This window comes from Peristeroidobacter soli, assembly GCF_004138485.1.
GTDB lineage: Bacteria > Pseudomonadota > Gammaproteobacteria > Steroidobacterales > Steroidobacteraceae > Steroidobacter > Steroidobacter soli.
The window spans coordinates 843,835-860,388 of sequence record NZ_RYEV01000005.1 but is presented as its reverse complement, the minus strand read 5'-3'; the positions used below and the strand labels follow the sequence as shown (position 1 = coordinate 860,388).

The 16,554-nt window shown below is 63.5% G+C and carries 11 protein-coding genes; 2 read left to right on the top strand and 9 right to left on the bottom strand.

From position 1 onward, the window contains the following. Positions 1-146: 146 nt before the first annotated feature. Together EKO19_RS25105 and EKO19_RS25100 are read left to right on the top strand one after the other, a co-directional pair. Entirely contained in the window at positions 147-2,318 is a 2,172-nt protein-coding gene (locus tag EKO19_RS25105) for a RelA/SpoT family protein (protein WP_129779695.1), read from the top strand. Between the two features lie 3 nt (positions 2,319-2,321). Further along, the gene (locus EKO19_RS25100; protein WP_129779693.1) at positions 2,322-2,804 is read left to right on the top strand and encodes a WbuC family cupin fold metalloprotein; all 483 of its coding nucleotides are present in this window, start codon (positions 2,322-2,324) and stop codon (positions 2,802-2,804) included. A 159-nt stretch (positions 2,805-2,963) separates the two neighbouring features. Here EKO19_RS25100 and EKO19_RS25095 read toward each other — a convergent pair whose 3' ends face one another. From EKO19_RS25095 to EKO19_RS25055, 9 genes are all read right to left on the bottom strand, one after another. Continuing rightward, positions 2,964-3,692, bottom strand: coding sequence for an ABC transporter ATP-binding protein (locus EKO19_RS25095; protein WP_157995430.1), 729 nt, complete (start codon positions 3,690-3,692; stop codon positions 2,964-2,966). After that, positions 3,689-5,044 (bottom strand): hypothetical protein, encoded by a 1,356-nt coding sequence (locus EKO19_RS25090; protein WP_129779689.1) that lies wholly within the window; start codon positions 5,042-5,044, stop codon positions 3,689-3,691. Before EKO19_RS25090 ends, EKO19_RS25095 begins: the two co-directional genes overlap by 4 nt. Further along, complete coding sequence (locus EKO19_RS25085; RefSeq protein WP_129779687.1) at positions 5,014-6,327, bottom strand: APC family permease; 1,314 nt, start codon at positions 6,325-6,327, stop codon at positions 5,014-5,016. Before EKO19_RS25085 ends, EKO19_RS25090 begins: the two co-directional genes overlap by 31 nt. Before the next feature lie 190 nt (positions 6,328-6,517). Next, positions 6,518-7,945, bottom strand: a complete 1,428-nt coding sequence (gene lpdA / locus EKO19_RS25080) for a dihydrolipoyl dehydrogenase (protein ID WP_129779685.1) — start codon at positions 7,943-7,945, stop codon at positions 6,518-6,520. 90 nt (positions 7,946-8,035) lie between these two features. Next, positions 8,036-9,253 carry a 2-oxoglutarate dehydrogenase complex dihydrolipoyllysine-residue succinyltransferase gene (gene odhB / locus EKO19_RS25075; RefSeq protein WP_129779683.1) on the bottom strand — a complete coding sequence of 406 codons (1,218 nt, stop codon included), beginning with the start codon at positions 9,251-9,253 and terminating at the stop codon, positions 8,036-8,038. Positions 9,254-9,279: 26 nt separating this feature from the next. Next, positions 9,280-12,174: a 2-oxoglutarate dehydrogenase E1 component gene (locus EKO19_RS25070; protein WP_129779681.1), complete on the bottom strand. Its 2,895-nt coding sequence runs from the start codon at positions 12,172-12,174 to the stop codon at positions 9,280-9,282. A 228-nt stretch (positions 12,175-12,402) separates the two neighbouring features. Beyond that, the gene (locus tag EKO19_RS38920) at positions 12,403-13,878 is read right to left on the bottom strand and encodes a hypothetical protein (protein WP_217705564.1); all 1,476 of its coding nucleotides are present in this window, start codon (positions 13,876-13,878) and stop codon (positions 12,403-12,405) included. A 115-nt stretch (positions 13,879-13,993) separates the two neighbouring features. Then, a complete protein-coding gene (locus EKO19_RS25060) occupies positions 13,994-15,415 on the bottom strand; it encodes an undecaprenyl-phosphate glucose phosphotransferase (protein WP_129779679.1) in 1,422 nt (473 codons plus the stop codon). A gap of 266 nt (positions 15,416-15,681) precedes the next feature. Continuing rightward, positions 15,682-16,533, bottom strand: a complete 852-nt coding sequence (locus EKO19_RS25055; RefSeq protein ID WP_217705563.1) for an IclR family transcriptional regulator — start codon at positions 16,531-16,533, stop codon at positions 15,682-15,684. Positions 16,534-16,554 lie beyond the last annotated feature (21 nt).

Genomic DNA, 16,554 nt, shown 5'->3' with positions numbered 1-16,554 from the left:
ACCTCGGGCCAGGTTGAGCTCGGCGAGACTTTTCGGGCGCCTGTGTCTGCGCAAGGACTCCCCTCTGCTTGACCCGCTCGGGTCTCGAGTTGCGAAGGTCGGTATGATACCGGCAACGGCTACAATCCGACACGATCCGCGCTTCCATGCCTTCCGTCGACGACGCAGCATCCGACACCGAGCAGACCGCGAACGCCCGCCGCCGGGCCCACGAGCTGTTATCGAAATTGTCGGCCGCGGTCGGCGCGGACCGGCCCAAGGCACCGGCCGCGCTCGCCCGGGCGCAGGCCATCGTCGACATCCTGGTCACATTGACCGATGACGACGACATTCTCGGCGGCGCCCTGCTCCTGCCGCTGCTCGAAGCCGAGGTGCTCACGCCGGAACAGGCCCTCAAAACGCTGAGCGCCCCGGCCAATCGAATCGCCAGCGAGCTGCAACGACTGGGCTCGCTCAACATCACCATTCCAGCCGCAACGGGCGGCGGCCGCGGCACGCCCTCGCTCTCGGGCAATCAGGCCGAAGGCCTGCGCAAGATGCTGCTGGCCATCGTGACCGATCCGCGACTGGTGCTCGTGAAGCTCGCCGCTCAATTGCAGCAGCTGCGCGATAGCAAGGATGCGCCGGCCGCCGAGCGCGAACGGCTCGCTTATGAAACGCGCGAAGTCTACGCGCCGCTCGCGAACCGGCTCGGTGTGTGGCAACTGAAGTGGGAGCTCGAGGATCTGAGCTTCCGCTACCTGGATCCCGAGAACTACAAGACCATCGCCGGCTGGCTCGCCTCCAAGCGCATCGATCGCGAACGTTACATCGGCGAGGTGATCGACGTGTTGCGCCGGGAGCTGGAGAAGGCGCACATCGAGCACGCCGAGATCGCCGGCCGGCCGAAGCACATCTACAGCATCTGGCGAAAGATGCATCGCAAAGGTCTGCAGTTCGATCAGCTCTACGACGTGCGCGCCGTGCGTGTGCTCGTGGACAGCATCGCCGACTGCTATGCCGCGCTCGGCATCGTGCATGGAATGTGGCCGTACATTCCGGGCGAGTTCGACGACTACATCGCGACCCCCAAGGACAATCTGTATCGATCCCTGCACACCGCCGTCATCGGCCCCGGCAAGCTGCCGCTGGAAGTGCAGATCCGCACTCGCGAGATGCATGCCCACGCCGAGCTCGGCGTGGCCGCTCACTGGCGCTACAAAGAAGGCGGCAAAGCGAATCCCGCGTACGAACAGAAGATCGTCTGGCTTCGGCAAGTGCTCGAACCCAGCGAGCGCGGCGAGGAAACCGAAGGCGAGTTTCTGGACCGGGTGCGCTCGGAATTGTTCGAGGATCGGGTCTATGCGATCTCGCCGCGAGGTGAGGTGGTCGATCTGCCGCGAGGCGCGACCCCGCTCGACTTCGCGTATCACATCCATTCAGATCTGGGCCATCGCTGCCGGGGCGCCAAGGTCAACGGCCGCATGGTGCCGCTGAACCAGATCCTGCAGAACGGCGATCAGGTCGAGATCATCACCGGCAAGCAACTCAACCCGAGCCGCGACTGGCTGGTGCCCTCGCTCGGCTACCTCGCCTCGCCGCGCAATCGAAACAAGGTCCGCGCATTCTTTCGCAAGCTCGACGAGCAGCAGAACACTCAGCAGGGTCGACAGATTCTCGAACGCGAACTGCAGCGGCTGGCGGTGCACTCGGTGACGCTGCCCGAGCTGATCAGCGAGTTCAATTTCGACAACGCGGAGCAGCTGTATCGCGCCATCGGCGAAGGCGAGATCAACGTCGCTCAGATCAGCGGCGCCGTGCAGCGCCGGGCCAAGCCGCAGGAGTTGCCGACGCCGGTCGTGAAACGGCCCGCGGCCGAGCCGAAGAAGGCCTCGGGCATCACCATCGATGGCGTGGACGATCTGCTGTCGAACTTCGCGGGCTGCTGCAGTCCCGTGCCGCCCGAGTCCATCGCCGGTTACATCACGCTGGGCCGCGGCGTCAGCATCCATCGCGACGACTGCGCCAACTTCAAACGGCTCGCGATCGCCAATCCCGAACGGGTCATTCCGGTCGAATGGGGCAGCGGCGGCGACCGCGCGTTCCCGGTCGATATCAACGTTCGCGCCTACGACCGTCGCGGTCTGTTGCGCGACGTGACCGCGATTCTGGCCGACTCGAAGATCAACATTCACGCCATGAACACGTTGACCCACGAGACCGACGACATCGCCGACATGAACCTGAAAATCACCGTGCACGACCTGGAGGAGCTGTCGCGCGTGCTGGCGCGGATCCAGGGCCTGCCCAATGTGTTGAGCGCCCGACGCAAGGTTTGAACGATGAAACTGATCTCCAACACGCTGCTCGATGAAATCGCCGCGAAAGCCGCCGCCAGCCCGCGCCGGCGCGCCCATCACAATCTGCACAGTTCACCGAGCGATCTGGTGCAGCGTTTTGTGGTCGTGGCTCAGAGCGATACTTACATTCGCCCGCACCGGCACATGACCAAGTCGGAGCTGTGCACGATCGTGCGCGGCCGGTTTGAATGCGTGGTGTTCGATGCGGATGGGACGATTACGGAACGGAGTGTCGTTGGCGAGGGCACACCGAATCTCGCGTTCGAGCTGCCGTCGCAGACCTGGCATACGCTGATCGCGCTCACCGACGGGGCTTCCTTCGTGGAAGTGAAGGAGGGACCGTACGACCCCGCGACCGCCGCCGAGTTCGCACGTTGGGCGCCGGAGGAAGGTGGCGCAACGGCCGCGTTTCAAGGCTGGGTGAAGACCGCGCCTGTCGGCGCGCGCGTGCCGTCGTTCAACTAGGCCCAATGGCACTTGGTTAAGCGCATAACACAGCGGATGGCGGTTTGCGGTTGGCGGACAGCCGGAGAAGGACGCCGGATTTTCGCCTTGGTTCTGTTCCAACCGCCACCCGCAAACCGCCATCCGCTGTGCAATGGCGCTATCTAAGTGCCATTGCAACTAGGCCGAGGCTTGTGCCAGCGCCGTCTCCATAGCGCTGTCTCCTTGCACGCGGAATGCGGCAATCTCGGTTTCGCTCCACTCGCGCACGATGCGGCCGTCGATCAGCAGCGCCGCTTTGTCGGCGTAGTGCTCGACGATATCCAATGAATGTGTCGCGAGCAGCACGGCGCAGCGTCCATCCGACAGCCGGTGTTGCAAGTGATGTTTGACCTGTAACGCACTCGCCGGATCGAGCCCGTTGAAGGCTTCATCCAGCACGATCAGCGTCGGCTCGCCGAGCAGTGCGAGCAGGATGCAGAGCTTCTGTCTCGTCCCGAGCGAATAAGTATCGACGAAGCTGTCGAAGTACCCATCGAAGCGCAGCTCGCTGGCCAGCGCCAACACATCGGCGTTGATCTCTCGCAACCCTTTGGCCTGCGCATACACCTCGAGACACTGCCTTCCCGTCAGCAGCCCCGGCAGTTGCTCCGGCGCACAGGCGTAACCGAGTCGTTGCTTGGCGGCCAGCGGATCGGTGATCGCAGAATACCCCGCGATCAGCAAGTCGCCCTCCGAGGGCGTGAGCGCACCGCTGATACAACGTAACAACGTGCTCTTGCCGACGCCATTCGGCCCGAGCAGACAGAACCACTCGCCGGCCGGCACCTGCAAACTCACGCCGCTCAGCACTTCACGCTTACCGTACCTGGCATGCACCTGACGAACATCGAGCACGATCGAAGTCATGTCTTTGCTCCCGCGCGTAGCTGCAAGACGGTCGCCACAGCAGCGAACGCCGCGACCGAAAGCGCGATCTTCACCAGCGGCGATCGACCCCGATAATGATCGACCAGCGCCCATCCAGAGATCGAAATGAACAACCCGATCCAGAGCGCGGCGACCTGCAGCGCCATGCCGACCGGCGCACCGAGCAGGATCATGCAGACGATCGCCAGCGCGATACCGATGAGCTGATGAACGAGTGCCCGCCGGGACACGGACCAGACGAATCCCATCAACGTGATCGGAGTCGCACGCAACCAGAGGGCGGCGGACTTCGCGACGGTCGTCATCGCCGATACCAACGCGGCCAGGTAACTTGCAACGAAGTACATCGCGACCACGGACAAGCCTGCGACCGCCGACGACCCGCCCTGCACCGCCAGCAACGCGGCGACCAGCACATACCGCGAGTTTTCCGGACGGCTCCAGGACAAAACCTGCGCGATGGGCCAACCGGCCAGCCCGGCCGAATCAGGCCGCATATCAGCGCTTGCATACTCGCCAGTGGCCTGCGCGACCGCGCCCGAAGACTGTGTAGCTCGCGTAAGCTGACGTGACGGCTGCGCCGACTCGTGCGACTCGTGCGCAGGCCGGTGCGACGGCTGCACCGACTCGTGCGACTCATGCGCAGGCCGATGTAACGGCTGTGCCGAGTCTTCCGTAAATTGGCGCGATGTCTGCGCGGCTTCACCGGAAACCTGTGAGGACCGCGCAACAGCCGTACGACGAACGCGGGGCTGTGGCACATACCGCGACGGCACGACGCCTAACGGTTTCGCTCGACGCGCAGTCCACCATCCGAACACTCCACCGATGAACAATCCGCCGGCGGCAGCGCTCGCAACCTTCTCAGCCGCGGCAGTGATGCCGTCAGTCGTCAGCGCGACCAGCGCGGGCACCATCACTACCATCACGGCGAGTGCGCACAGAGGCAGCAGCACACGAATCGCCTGCGATATGAGCAAACTTCGCGGCGGAATCGGCGTGGCAATCAACCACGACTGTGACTTCGACTCCTCGAGCTGTCGCCGCCGCCCACTCACGGAGGTCGCCGCATAAATCGCCGCGACCACCGCCAGCAACACCCAGTATTCCGCCAGCGTCGCGACCGCACCGGCCAAGTGCCCCGACACTGAAAACATCAGCGCGATGACAACCGCGACAGCACAGAGAATGAGCAGCACCGCGCGACGTCCGTCGCCGCGCAGGCGCGACAGCGAATTCACCAGTCGCAGCCATTCAACCCAGAGCGCCGGATGCCGACGCAGGAAGGTCGGCGCGGGTGTTACGCGGTCTGAGCGGCCTTCAGTCGCCACGTTCTCAGCCCGTACAATACAAACACCACCACCAGCACGATCAGCAACGCCACGAACTGCTCACGCGTCACGGTCTCATAGAACAACCACGACAACGACAGGCACGCGGCGATCGGCACCAACGGTCCCCCAGGCGTGAGATACGGCTCGCCATCGGTACGGATATCTTTCTTCCGCAGCACGTACGCCGCGATGGCGCACAGGAAATAAAGCATCAACGCCGACAGATTCGCAAAGATGGTCAAAGTCTCATAGGTGCCGGACAGCGCGATCGACGCCACGATCACGCCATAGATGACGATGGCCTTGTGCGGACTGTGAAACGTCGGATGAACCGCGGTCAGGATGGGCGGCAGGAACCGGTCGCGACTCATCGCGAACAATCCGCGCGGCTCCGACAAGACATTCGCGCTCAAGTAGCCAAACATCGAGATCACCGCGCCCACGACCAGGATCGTGCGCCCGACCGGCCCGACGATGGAGCCCGCGGCGCTCGCGAGCGGCGTCGTGCGGTCGTTCGCCAGGTCCGCTCCCATCACGCCGAGCGCCACGAACTGAATCGCCAGATATAACAACGTCGCCGCGCCCAACGCCATGAACGCCGCGCGCGGCACGGTCTTGGCGGGATTCTTCACCTCGCCGCTCGGCATCAGCGAGCCTTCGATGCCCGAGAACGCGAAGATCACGATGCCCGCCGTTCCCAGCACGGTGCTCGCTTCGGGCACGTGCGTCCACGCCAGATTCGACGGCTCGATGAAGAACACGCCGATGAACACGAACGCCAGCAGCGGTAACAATTTGGCCACGGTCACCGCCTCGATGACCCGTGCGCCGGTTTTGACACCGCGATAGTTGATCGCGACCAGGGTTCCGACCAGCGTCACGACCACGATCTTGTAAACCCAGGCCGGGCTGCCGGGCGCCAGCGTCAGAATGGATCGGGCCAGTACGTTACAAACGCCCGCGGCCGCCGCGGTGCCCGTGGCCAGCACCAGACATCCGGCCACGAAGCCCCACATCGGTCCGATTGCCGTTTCGACATAGGCATACGGGCCGCCGGTGGCCGAGACCCGGCTGCCCGCTTCGGCGAAGCACATGACGACCAGGCCGATGATGATGGCGCAGGCCACATAGGCCAGCGGCGCGGCGGTGCCGAGCTGCAAGACGGCGAACGCCGGCAGCACGAAAATGCCGCTGCCCACCGTGTAGTTGAAAATGGTTGCCGCCAGCTGACGGGTGCCGAGCTCGCGGGATAGCAGTGCGTCGGGATTATTGGAGTGCATCGGCCGGAGAATAGCCGATTCCGCCGTCGGACCCACCCCCTGGCCCCCTCTCGTGAACGGGAGCGGGAATCAAATTTTTATTTCGGCAACATCCCTTCCGCACAAAAAAAAAAACACGTTCCCCCTCCCGATCACGGGAGGGGGACAGGGGGTAGGTCTTCCGGCGGGAATGAGCCCGCTTCGACTCGAATTATCGATTCGGGAAATCGATCGCGATCTTGTCCGCCGCCAGCGCCGCCTCGTGCACGGCTTCGGACAGGGTCGGATGCGCATGGATGGTACGCTGCAAGTCTTCGGTCGAGGCCGAGTACTCCATCGCCAGCACGGCTTCGGCGATCAGCTCGCCGGCCATCGGGCCGATGATGTGCACGCCCAGGATCTCATCGTCATCGGTCGCCGCGACGATTTTCGCGAAGCCGGCGGTGGCTTCCATGGCGCGGGCGCGACCGCTGGCGAGGAACGGGAACGAGCCGACCTTATAAGCACGGCCGCTCTTCTTCACTTCCTCTTCGGTCTGGCCGACCCAGGCGATTTCCGGCGCGGTGTAGATGACCGAAGGAATGGTCTTGTAATTCACTTCGGCGATCTTGCCGGCGATCAGGTCGGCGACCATCACGCCCTCTTCCTTGCCCTTGTGCGCGAGCATCGGGCCACGCACCACGTCACCGACCGCCCATACATTGGCGACGCCGGTCTTGCAGTCGTGATCGACCTTGATGAAACCGCGCTCGTCGATCTGCACGCCGGTGCCCTCGCCGAGCAGACCGTTGGTGAACGGACGGCGGCCGATCGCAACCACGACCTTGTCGACTTCGAGGGTCTGTTCGCCCTTCGCGTCGGTGTACTTCAGCTTCACGCCGCTGGCCGACTTGTCGGCGCCGCTGACCTTCGCGCCCAGGCGAATGTCCAGGCCGAGCTTCTTGAAGTGCTTGAGCGCTTCCTTGGACACGGCGCCATCGGCGGCAGGCAGGAAAGTATCGAGGGCTTCGAGCACCACGACTTCCGAGCCCAGGCGACGCCACACGCTGCCCAGCTCCAGACCGATCACGCCGGCGCCAACGACGCACAGACGCTTCGGCACGGCGTCGAATTCCAGCGCGCCCCAGGAGTCGACGATCTGCTTGCCGTCGAACGGCATGCTCTTCAATTCGGTGGGCGAGGAGCCGGAAGCCAGGATCACATGCTTGGCCGTCAGCTCTTCCTTCTTGCCGTCCTTGCCGGTGAACTCGACCTTGTTGCCCTTGAGTAGCTTGCCGTGACCCTGCAGACCCGTGACGCCAGCCGCCTTGAACAGCGCGTTGATGCCCTGAGTCGAGGCCTTCACGATGCCGGCGCGACGCTTCTGCATGGTCGCGACATCGACCGACACGTCGCCGACCTTGATGCCGTGAACGGCGAACTCGTGCTGAGCACGGTGCACCAGCTCGGAGCTCTCGAGCAGCGCCTTGGAAGGAATACAGCCGGCGTTCAAGCAGGTGCCGCCGAAGGCATACGAGCCGTCTTTGTTCACCCACTCGTCGATACAGGCCACTTTGAGCTTGTTCTGGCCAGCACGGATGGCGGCGGGATAACCGGCGGGACCGCCGCCGATGACGATGACGTCGTATTCAGAAGACATGCGAGCTCCGCGATGCTTGTTTCTTTAGAGTGGAAATGGGGACGAGCCAGGGCGCTGCAAGGGACAGCGCCCTGGGTCATGGATCGAGTGTTACAGCTGCAGCAGCAGGCGGGCCGGATCTTCCAGCGCGTCCTTGATCGCCACCAGGAACTGCACCGACTCGCGACCGTCGACGATGCGATGGTCGTAAGTGAGCGCCAGGTACATCATCGGGCGGATCTTGATCTCGCCGTCGACCACCATCGGACGCTCCTGGATCTTGTGCATGCCGAGGATGGCGACCTGCGGCGGATTCAGGATGGGCGTCGACATCAGCGAGCCGAACACGCCGCCGTTGGTGATCGTGAACGTGCCGCCGGTCAGCTCTTCCAGGGAGATCGAGCCATCGCGCGCCTTCTTCGCGTAGTCGCCCACGGCCTGCTCGAGCTCCGCGAAGCTCAGCGCTTCGGCATTGCGGATCACCGGCACCATCAGACCCCGCTCGGTGGAGACGGCGACGCCGAAGTCGTAGTACTCGTGATACACGACGTCGTTGCCATCGATGGAGGCATTCACCGCCGGGAACTTGCGCAGCGCTTCGATCGCCGCCTTGATGAAGAACGAGCTGAAGCCCAGCTTCACGCCGTGCACCTTCTCGAACTTGTCCTTGTAGCGGGCACGGATTTCGTTCACCGCCGTCAAATCGACTTCGTTGAACGTCGTCAGCATCGCCGCGGTGGACTGCGCCTGAATCAAACGCTCGGCGATGCGAGCCCGCAGACGAGTCATCGGCACGCGCTGTTCATTGCGCGAACCCACCGCCGCCGGCAACTTGACCGCCGGTGCCTTGGCAGGCGCCTTCGCTTCGGCCGGAGCCGACGACTTGCCCGCCATGTGTTGAATCACGTCGCCCTTGCTCACGCGGCCATCGCGGCCGCTGCCGGCGATCTGCGCGGCGTCGAGCTTGTGCTCTTCGACCATGCGCTTGGCAGCCGGCGCCAACTTGCCGCCGCTGGCGGCAGCAGCTTTTGTTTCAGCCGCCGCCGGAGCCTCGGCCTTGGCGGCAGCAGGAGCCGCGGCAACCGCGCCCTCGCCCGCCTCCAGAATCGCGAGCACCTGACCGCTGGTCACGGTCGCGCCGTTCGCAACCTTCAACTCTTTGATCACGCCGGACGACGGTGCCGGCACTTCGAGCACGACCTTGTCGGTTTCCAGGTCGACCAGATTCTCATCGCGGCTGACGGCCTCGCCGGGCTGCTTGTGCCAGGACACCAGGGTTGCGTCGGTAACGGACTCGGGCAGTTGCGGGACTTTGATTTCGATTGTCATCACTTGATCCTGTTATTGCTCGCGGCTCACTTCTGCGCGGCCTTCAGCCGCGTGGTGTGCCGGAGGGATTCTTCGGTGCTGGTGGAGCGCAGCGCGGCGTCGACCAGCGCCTGCTGTTGTTCCTGGTGCATCTGGGCGATGCCGGTGGCGGGAGCGGCCGCGGGGGCGCGACCTGCGTACAGCAGCTGATGATCCTTCGACAGCGACTCCTGCAGACGATGGCGGATCTGATACCAGGCGCCCTGATTCTGCGGCTCTTCCTGACACCAGACGATTTCCTTTGCGTTCGGGTATTTCTTGATGATGGCCGCGTATTCCTCGGCCGGGAACGGATACAACTGTTCCACACGCACCACGGCGATGTTGTGCAAACCATCACCGCGACGCGAATCGAGCAGGTCGAAATACACCTTGCCCGAGCAGAACACGACGCGCGTGACCTTGGCCGGCTGAATGTCGTCGACCTCGTCGATGACGGTACGGAACGAGCCGTGCGTGAGATCGTCCAGCTGCGACACCGACAGCTTGTGACGCAGCAGGCTCTTCGGCGTCATGATGACCAGCGGCTTGCGGAAGCTCTGTTTCATCTGACGACGCAGCATGTGGAACATCTGCGCCGGCGTCGAGGGCACGCACACCTGCATGTTCTGCTCGGCGCACAACTGCAGGAAGCGCTCCAGACGCGCGGAGGAATGTTCCGGACCCTGGCCTTCGTAGCCGTGCGGCAACATCATGGTGAGTCCGCACAGACGACCCCACTTCGCTTCGCCGGAGCTGATGAACTGGTCGATGATGACCTGCGCGCCGTTGACGAAGTCGCCGAACTGACCTTCCCAGATAGTCAGGCTGTTCGGCTCGGTGGTCGAGAAGCCGTACTCGAAGCCGAGCACCGCCTCTTCGGACAGGAACGAGTCGTAGACATCGAAGCGCGGCTGGCTCGGCGCCAGGTGCTGCAACGGAATGTAGTTCTCGACGCTGTTCTGGTCGTGCCACACGGCGTGACGATGGAAGAACGTGCCGCGACCGCTGTCCTGGCCGATCAGACGCACTTCATAACCCTCGGTCAACAACGACGCATACGCGAGGTTCTCGGCGAAGCCCCAATCGAGCGGCAACTGGCCGGCGGCCATCTTCTCGCGATCCGTGACGATCCTCGCGACCTGACGGTGCAACGACAGATTCGCCGGCAGCGTCGTGAGTTTGGTGGCCAACTCGCGCAACTGTTCGATGCGCACGCCGGTCTTCACCACCTCGGTGAGATCGACATTGTGATACTTGGTCCAGTCGACGGTGTGCTTGTTGCCGATCAGACCGAGCGACTGCTTGGCCTGCGACTTGCCCTCGTCCATCTCGCGACGGTACTGATCGACCATCGCATCGGCATCCGCCATGGCGATCACGTTCTCGGCGACCAGGCGCTCGGCGTAGATCTGACGCGGTGTCTTGTGCGCGCGGATCTTCTGGTACATCACCGGCTGCGTGGCCGATGGCTCATCCGACTCGTTGTGACCCAGGCGGCGATAGCAGACCAGATCGATCACGACGTCCTTGTGGAACGTCATGCGGTAATCGAGCGCGAGGCGGGTCACGAACGCGACCGCTTCGACGTCATCGCCGTTCACGTGGAAGATCGGCGCTTCGATCATCTTGGCCACGTCGCTGCAATACATGGTCGAGCGCGCATCTTCGGGCTTGGAGATGGTGAAGCCGACCTGGTTGTTGATGATCACGTGCACGGTGCCGCCGGTGTAGAAACCGCGCACCTGCGACATCTGCAACGTTTCCATCACGACGCCCTGACCCGCGAACGCGGCGTCGCCATGAAGCAGCAGCGCCAGGACCTTATCGCCCTTGGTGTCGCTGCGACGCTGCTGACGGGCACGCACCGAGCCTTCGACGACCGGGTTCACGACTTCGAGGTGCGACGGGTTGAACGCCATCGCCACGTGCACGTTGCCGGCCGGGGTCTTGATGTCGGTCGAGAAGCCCTTGTGGTACTTCACGTCGCCCGAACCCTGCATGTGGTTGGTGTCGTAGATGCCTTCGAACTCGGAGAACAGTTTCTGCGGCGACTTGCCGACCACGTTCACCAGCAGGTTCAAGCGACCGCGGTGGGCCATGCCGATGACCATTTCTTCTATACCGCGCAGGCCGCCCTGCTGGATCAGATCGTCGACCAGCGGCACCAGCGCATCGCCGCCTTCCAGCGAGAAGCGCTTCTGCGCCGGATATTTGGTGGCGAGATAACGCTCGAGACCCTCGGCCGCGGTCAGATGACGCAGGAACGTCTTCTTCTCTTCAGCGGAGTAACGGTTGGTGACGCGGCCTTCCTGGAAGCGGTTCTGCAACCACAGCCGTTCGGTGGAGTTGGAGACGTGGGCGAACTCGGCGCCGATGGTGCCGCAGTAGATCTGGCGCAGCTGAGCGACGATGTCCTTCAGCTTCATGCGCTTCGCGATCGCATCGGTGCGGCTGCCGGTGAAGAACTCGGTCTCCAGGTCCGCGTTGCTCAGACCGAAGTGCGACAGCTCGAGCACTTCGGGCACCGGACGCTTCATCAGACCCAGCGGGTCGATGTCGGCGACCAGATGGCCCCGGTTCGAGTAGACCTGCACCAGTCGGGACACGGCGCCCTGCTTGGCCGCCGCGGCATCGCCGGCCGGCGTCGCGGGGGCCGCCGCAGTGGGAGCACCGATCGTATAGGCACGCTTGGCGAGCGCGTCGCGAATCGGGCCGTGCGCCACATCGGTGGTGCCGCCCGCTTTGCCCCCGCTATTTATTAGACCGGCAAAGTAGTCGCGCCACCTGGGCTCGACCGATCCCGGATCAGCAAGGAATTGTTCGTAGAGAGATTCGACGTAGGGGGCGTTGCCAGCCCCGAGAGGCGTAGAGTCGAGCAAAGCTCGCAAAGAGTCGCTCATTGCGCTCGCAAGTTCCTGTTAGAACTGAGGAAGGTTGGGCCCGTCGGGGCCGTATACAGCACTTTAGAGGGCCGGCATTGTAGCCGAACCACGCCGCCGTTGAGAAACGCAGTGTGATAAGTCGCACGCGAGGCGAGATCGATTTCACACCTCGACCCCGCCGGGCCCTTGGTCAACCCGCTGTCCATTCCTGGTGCATGATGGGGTCGGCGGCGGGGATTTCAGCGTTCAAGCAGCAGGTTTTTGACGCGGCGGACGCGGAAATTTAGCGACTTTGGCAGCCTCACCGCCCGGCGTCGCCGAATTGCGACTAGTGGCCACGATACGATCCGCGCCGACGACCGTCGCGCCCGGAGGAATGTCGCGGGTCACGACCGCATTGGCGCCGATGGTGGCGCCCTTACCGATACGCACGTCGCCCAGAACCCGCGCGCCCGCGCCGATGGTGACGTCATCGCCAATGACGGGAGCGATGTTGGGGTCGCCATCGCGACTGCCGATCATGACCTGCTGCATGATCGTGACTCGATGACCGATGACCGCCTGTCGGTGCAGGACGATGCCATAGGGATGCGGCATGTGGACATCGCCCGGCAAGCGGCAATGGATGTCGCTGTTGAAGAGCACACGAATCAGCTTACTCAGCACCGGCACGTGTCGCCGGCAGAAGAACAGCAGCACGTCCGTCGACGTCGGATTGTCTTTGCTCGTGTCGGGCAAGCCGAGGCGTCGAGCGGTCCGGCTCGCAAGCTGCGCGACGATCGCTCGCTCCGCCTCTGCGCACACCTCATCGATCGGCTGCTCGGCATCCAGCACGACCACATCTTCACGACGACGCCGAAGCACTTTGCGGTATTCACTGCGCAATCGTGCGGCCTCCGCCGCCGCCACCTCACGCGTTCGCGTCTGCAAGACTTCGCAAGGCACATCGAACACGAGCCACAGCCCGGGACGCGGAATCCAGGGCAACAGCCAGCGAGCCAGCCTGCGCAAGCGATCGATGCGGTAGTAGCCCGGGTCAACCAGGATGTCGTCGAAATAGCGGTTCGACACCACCATGGTGGAGGCCACCAGCTTCGGACGGATCTGCCACCAATAGCCCAACCAGTAATCGGCGACGAACATCATCAGCTTGGCCATGGTGCCGAGCCGGCCGCGCGGCACGCGGGACTCCGGATCCACCGGCACGGGCCGCACGATGTGCGGTCGAAGCTCCATTCTGTGAGCCGCCAGGAACGGCGCGAGTGGCTGGGCACCCAAGTGCTCCGCCACGTTGCTGCGGCCACTGCCATCCGGGCCGATACACGCGATCAGCAATCCCGACGGCTCACGCCAGCGTCGCCACTGATCGCGCTTTCGCTGCCACCAGCTGCCCTGCTTCGCGGCGTGCCGCTTCACGTGCAGGGCCATGAAGTCGGGTCGCTGCCGTTCGTTGAGCCAGCTCAACAGGAACAGCTCATCGCTGCCCCGGCACCAGTGATGCACCAGTTGCATCTCGTGCCGGCGACAGAATTCATTCAATACCGGGGGCAACAGCGGCAAAGTTTCCGATGCCACGACGATCGTCGCGGTGAGCTCCACGCCCGAGCAGGCCTCGTCGGTCAGCTCTTCCGAGACGACGTGCTCGATCGGCTCCGACTGCAAATGACGAAGGAGCGCGGCGAGCCGGACCGTGCCGGCGTCACTGGCATTCGGCTCCTGCATGATCAGAACGGCAGCTGGAAGGCGCCGGCTTTGACCGCCTGCGCCGCCATCGCGAGCGCGCAGAACATCATGGCGATCCAGACGTGGAGTTGTGTTTTACGCATGGCTCTACCCTTCAATAGGCGTTCCGGTCGCGCCACACCAGCGAAGCGGTCCGGAACAGAATGGTGAGGTCCAGTCCCAGGGACCAGTTGCGCAGATAGTCCAGATCGAATTCGACCCGGCGCTGCATCTTGTCGACCGTGTCGGTCTCGCCGCGCAGGCCGTTCACCTGCGCCCAGCCCGTGATCCCCGGCCGCACTTTGTGGCGGAGCATGTAGCCTTCGATGATGCGGCGATATTCCTCGTTGTGAGCCACGGCGTGCGGCCGCGGCCCGACCAGGCTCATCGAGCCGAGAAACACATTGAAGAGTTGCGGCAGTTCGTCCAGCGAGGTCCGGCGCAGGAAACCGCCGAAGCGCGTGACGCGCGGATCGTTCTTCTGTGCCTGCGTGACTTTGGCGCCGTCCTCGCACACCGTCATGCTTCGGAACTTGAACACGTTGATGGCTTCACCGTACATGCCGTAGCGGCGTTGCCGGAACAGGACGGGACCCGGCGAGCTCATCCGCACGCCGAGGGCGATCAGCAGCAGCAGCGGCCAGAGCATCAACAACAGCACCGAAGAGAATACGATGTCGCTGGCGCGCTTGATCACGCCGTCGAGGCCGGCGAACGGCGTCTCGCACACCGCGAGCATCGGAATGCCGTCGATGTCACAAACCCGGGCCTGAATCAGATCGAACATGAAGATGTCAGGCACGAAGTACACGGACGCAGTCGTGTCCTTCAACTCTTCGAGCAACTTGTTGACGCGCTCGTCCGCGCGCATCGGCAGACAGATATAGATGTTGCTGACGGCATTGATGCGCACGTAGTTGACGATGTCCGACATACCGCCGAGCAACTGCTCCTGAGGCATGTCGGGCAGACGCGCGGTGTCGCGATCGTCGAAGAAGCCCTTGAACAGGCCGAGATGCGGATGTGCCATCAGGCGCCGGGCCAGACGCGAGCCAGCCTCATTCGCGCCGATGATCACGTGGCTCTGCTGAATCTTGCCGCGCAGGGCCGAGAACGCCGTGTAACGACGCAGCCCCGCCTCCGCCGCCACGACCACGAAGGGAGTAATCGCGAACCAGGTAAGAATTACCCGTCGCGAAAAAGTCTCAGTGACCTTGAAGGCGAACGCCATGAGCAACAACGCCGCCGAGACCAGCAGCCACTCGGCGAAGATGCGATGCTGAAGCAGATTGGTCAGACCGTTGCGGGCCGAACAATCCATCACCGGTTCACTCACCACTTGTGAGGCGATCAGGAAGGCGAGCGCGGCGAGCGCGAAATAGGACGGCGTCAATTCCTGAGAAAACAGGAAAACACACAACATCAGGCTCAACACGATGACTGAAGGGTTCAGCACGTGTCGAAGCAGAGCGACGGTCGGCGGCTCGGACGTGCCATGATGAACGCGCTGGTTTCGACGACGCAGCGCCGCGCTCATTTCACTGGAAGCATGCCCAGCCGAGCCGCGCGAATCAGCGCGTGAATTCTCTGCTTGAAGGGCTTCGCGCATGACTCGCCGGATGCTTACTAAATTACCAACAGCTGCCTCGTAACTGGCGTTGCTGCACAAAAGTTCCAGCTTGCATGGGCGTCGGCTGGCAACGACGTCTGGAGTCGATGACAACCCGGTTACAGCGCACCAAAGCAAACGGCGCGCACCTCTCGATGCGCGCCGTTCATATCGAAACGCGGTTCGACTTGGATTCAGGCGCGGGCCTGACCCAACCCTTCTTCGATGCGACGAACCAGCTCCACCAGCCGCGGCCGCACGTCGGTGAGCAAATATTCCTGCGACACCTTGAAGGCCGGCGCGCCGCAGTTGATGGACATCGGCGGCAGACCGTTGCCCGGCCGGAAACCGACCGCGATGCCGTTCACATCGGGCTGCCATTCGCCGAACGAGCTGCACACGCCGAGCTCCGAATACATGCCGAGCGCCTTGTCGATGCCCTGCTTCAAGCCCGGCCAGGCGAGATGATCCAGTTCTTTCAATTGATCGAGCAGATCGGCGCGCTCGGTATCGCTGCACACGCAGAGATAGGCGCGACCGATGGCGGAGGTCGCCAGCGGCAGGCGCATGCCCACTTCCATATTTAATGAGAGCACCGCGTTGCCCTTGCAGACTTCGACGCAGACCATGCTGAGCCGCTGGCGTGCGCCCAGAGCCACCGAGGTGCCGGTCGCATCGGCCAGTTCCTGCATCAGCGGGCGCGCCAGATCGCGGACTTCGAAACGACCCAGCACCGCGCTGCCGAGCGCCAGCGTCGCGGTGCCCAGGCGATATTTACCGGACTCCTTCACATAATGGAGATAGCCCAGCTTGGTGAGCGTGTAAGTCAGACGAGACACCGTCGACTTGGGCAGCCGGCAGCGCTCGGAGATGTCCTGATTGCCCAGCAGCCGGCTGCCGCTACGGAAGCACGACAGCACGTCCAGGCCGCGCGACAGCGCGGTGACGAAATGCCGGTCCTGTTTGCCCACGTGCGGCTTCGGTGCGGCGCTGGCCGCGCCGGTCGTCTCGATCATGCGAGTCGTTTCTGATGCTCTGGTCGCCATAAAATGTTCCCCAGCTGGTTC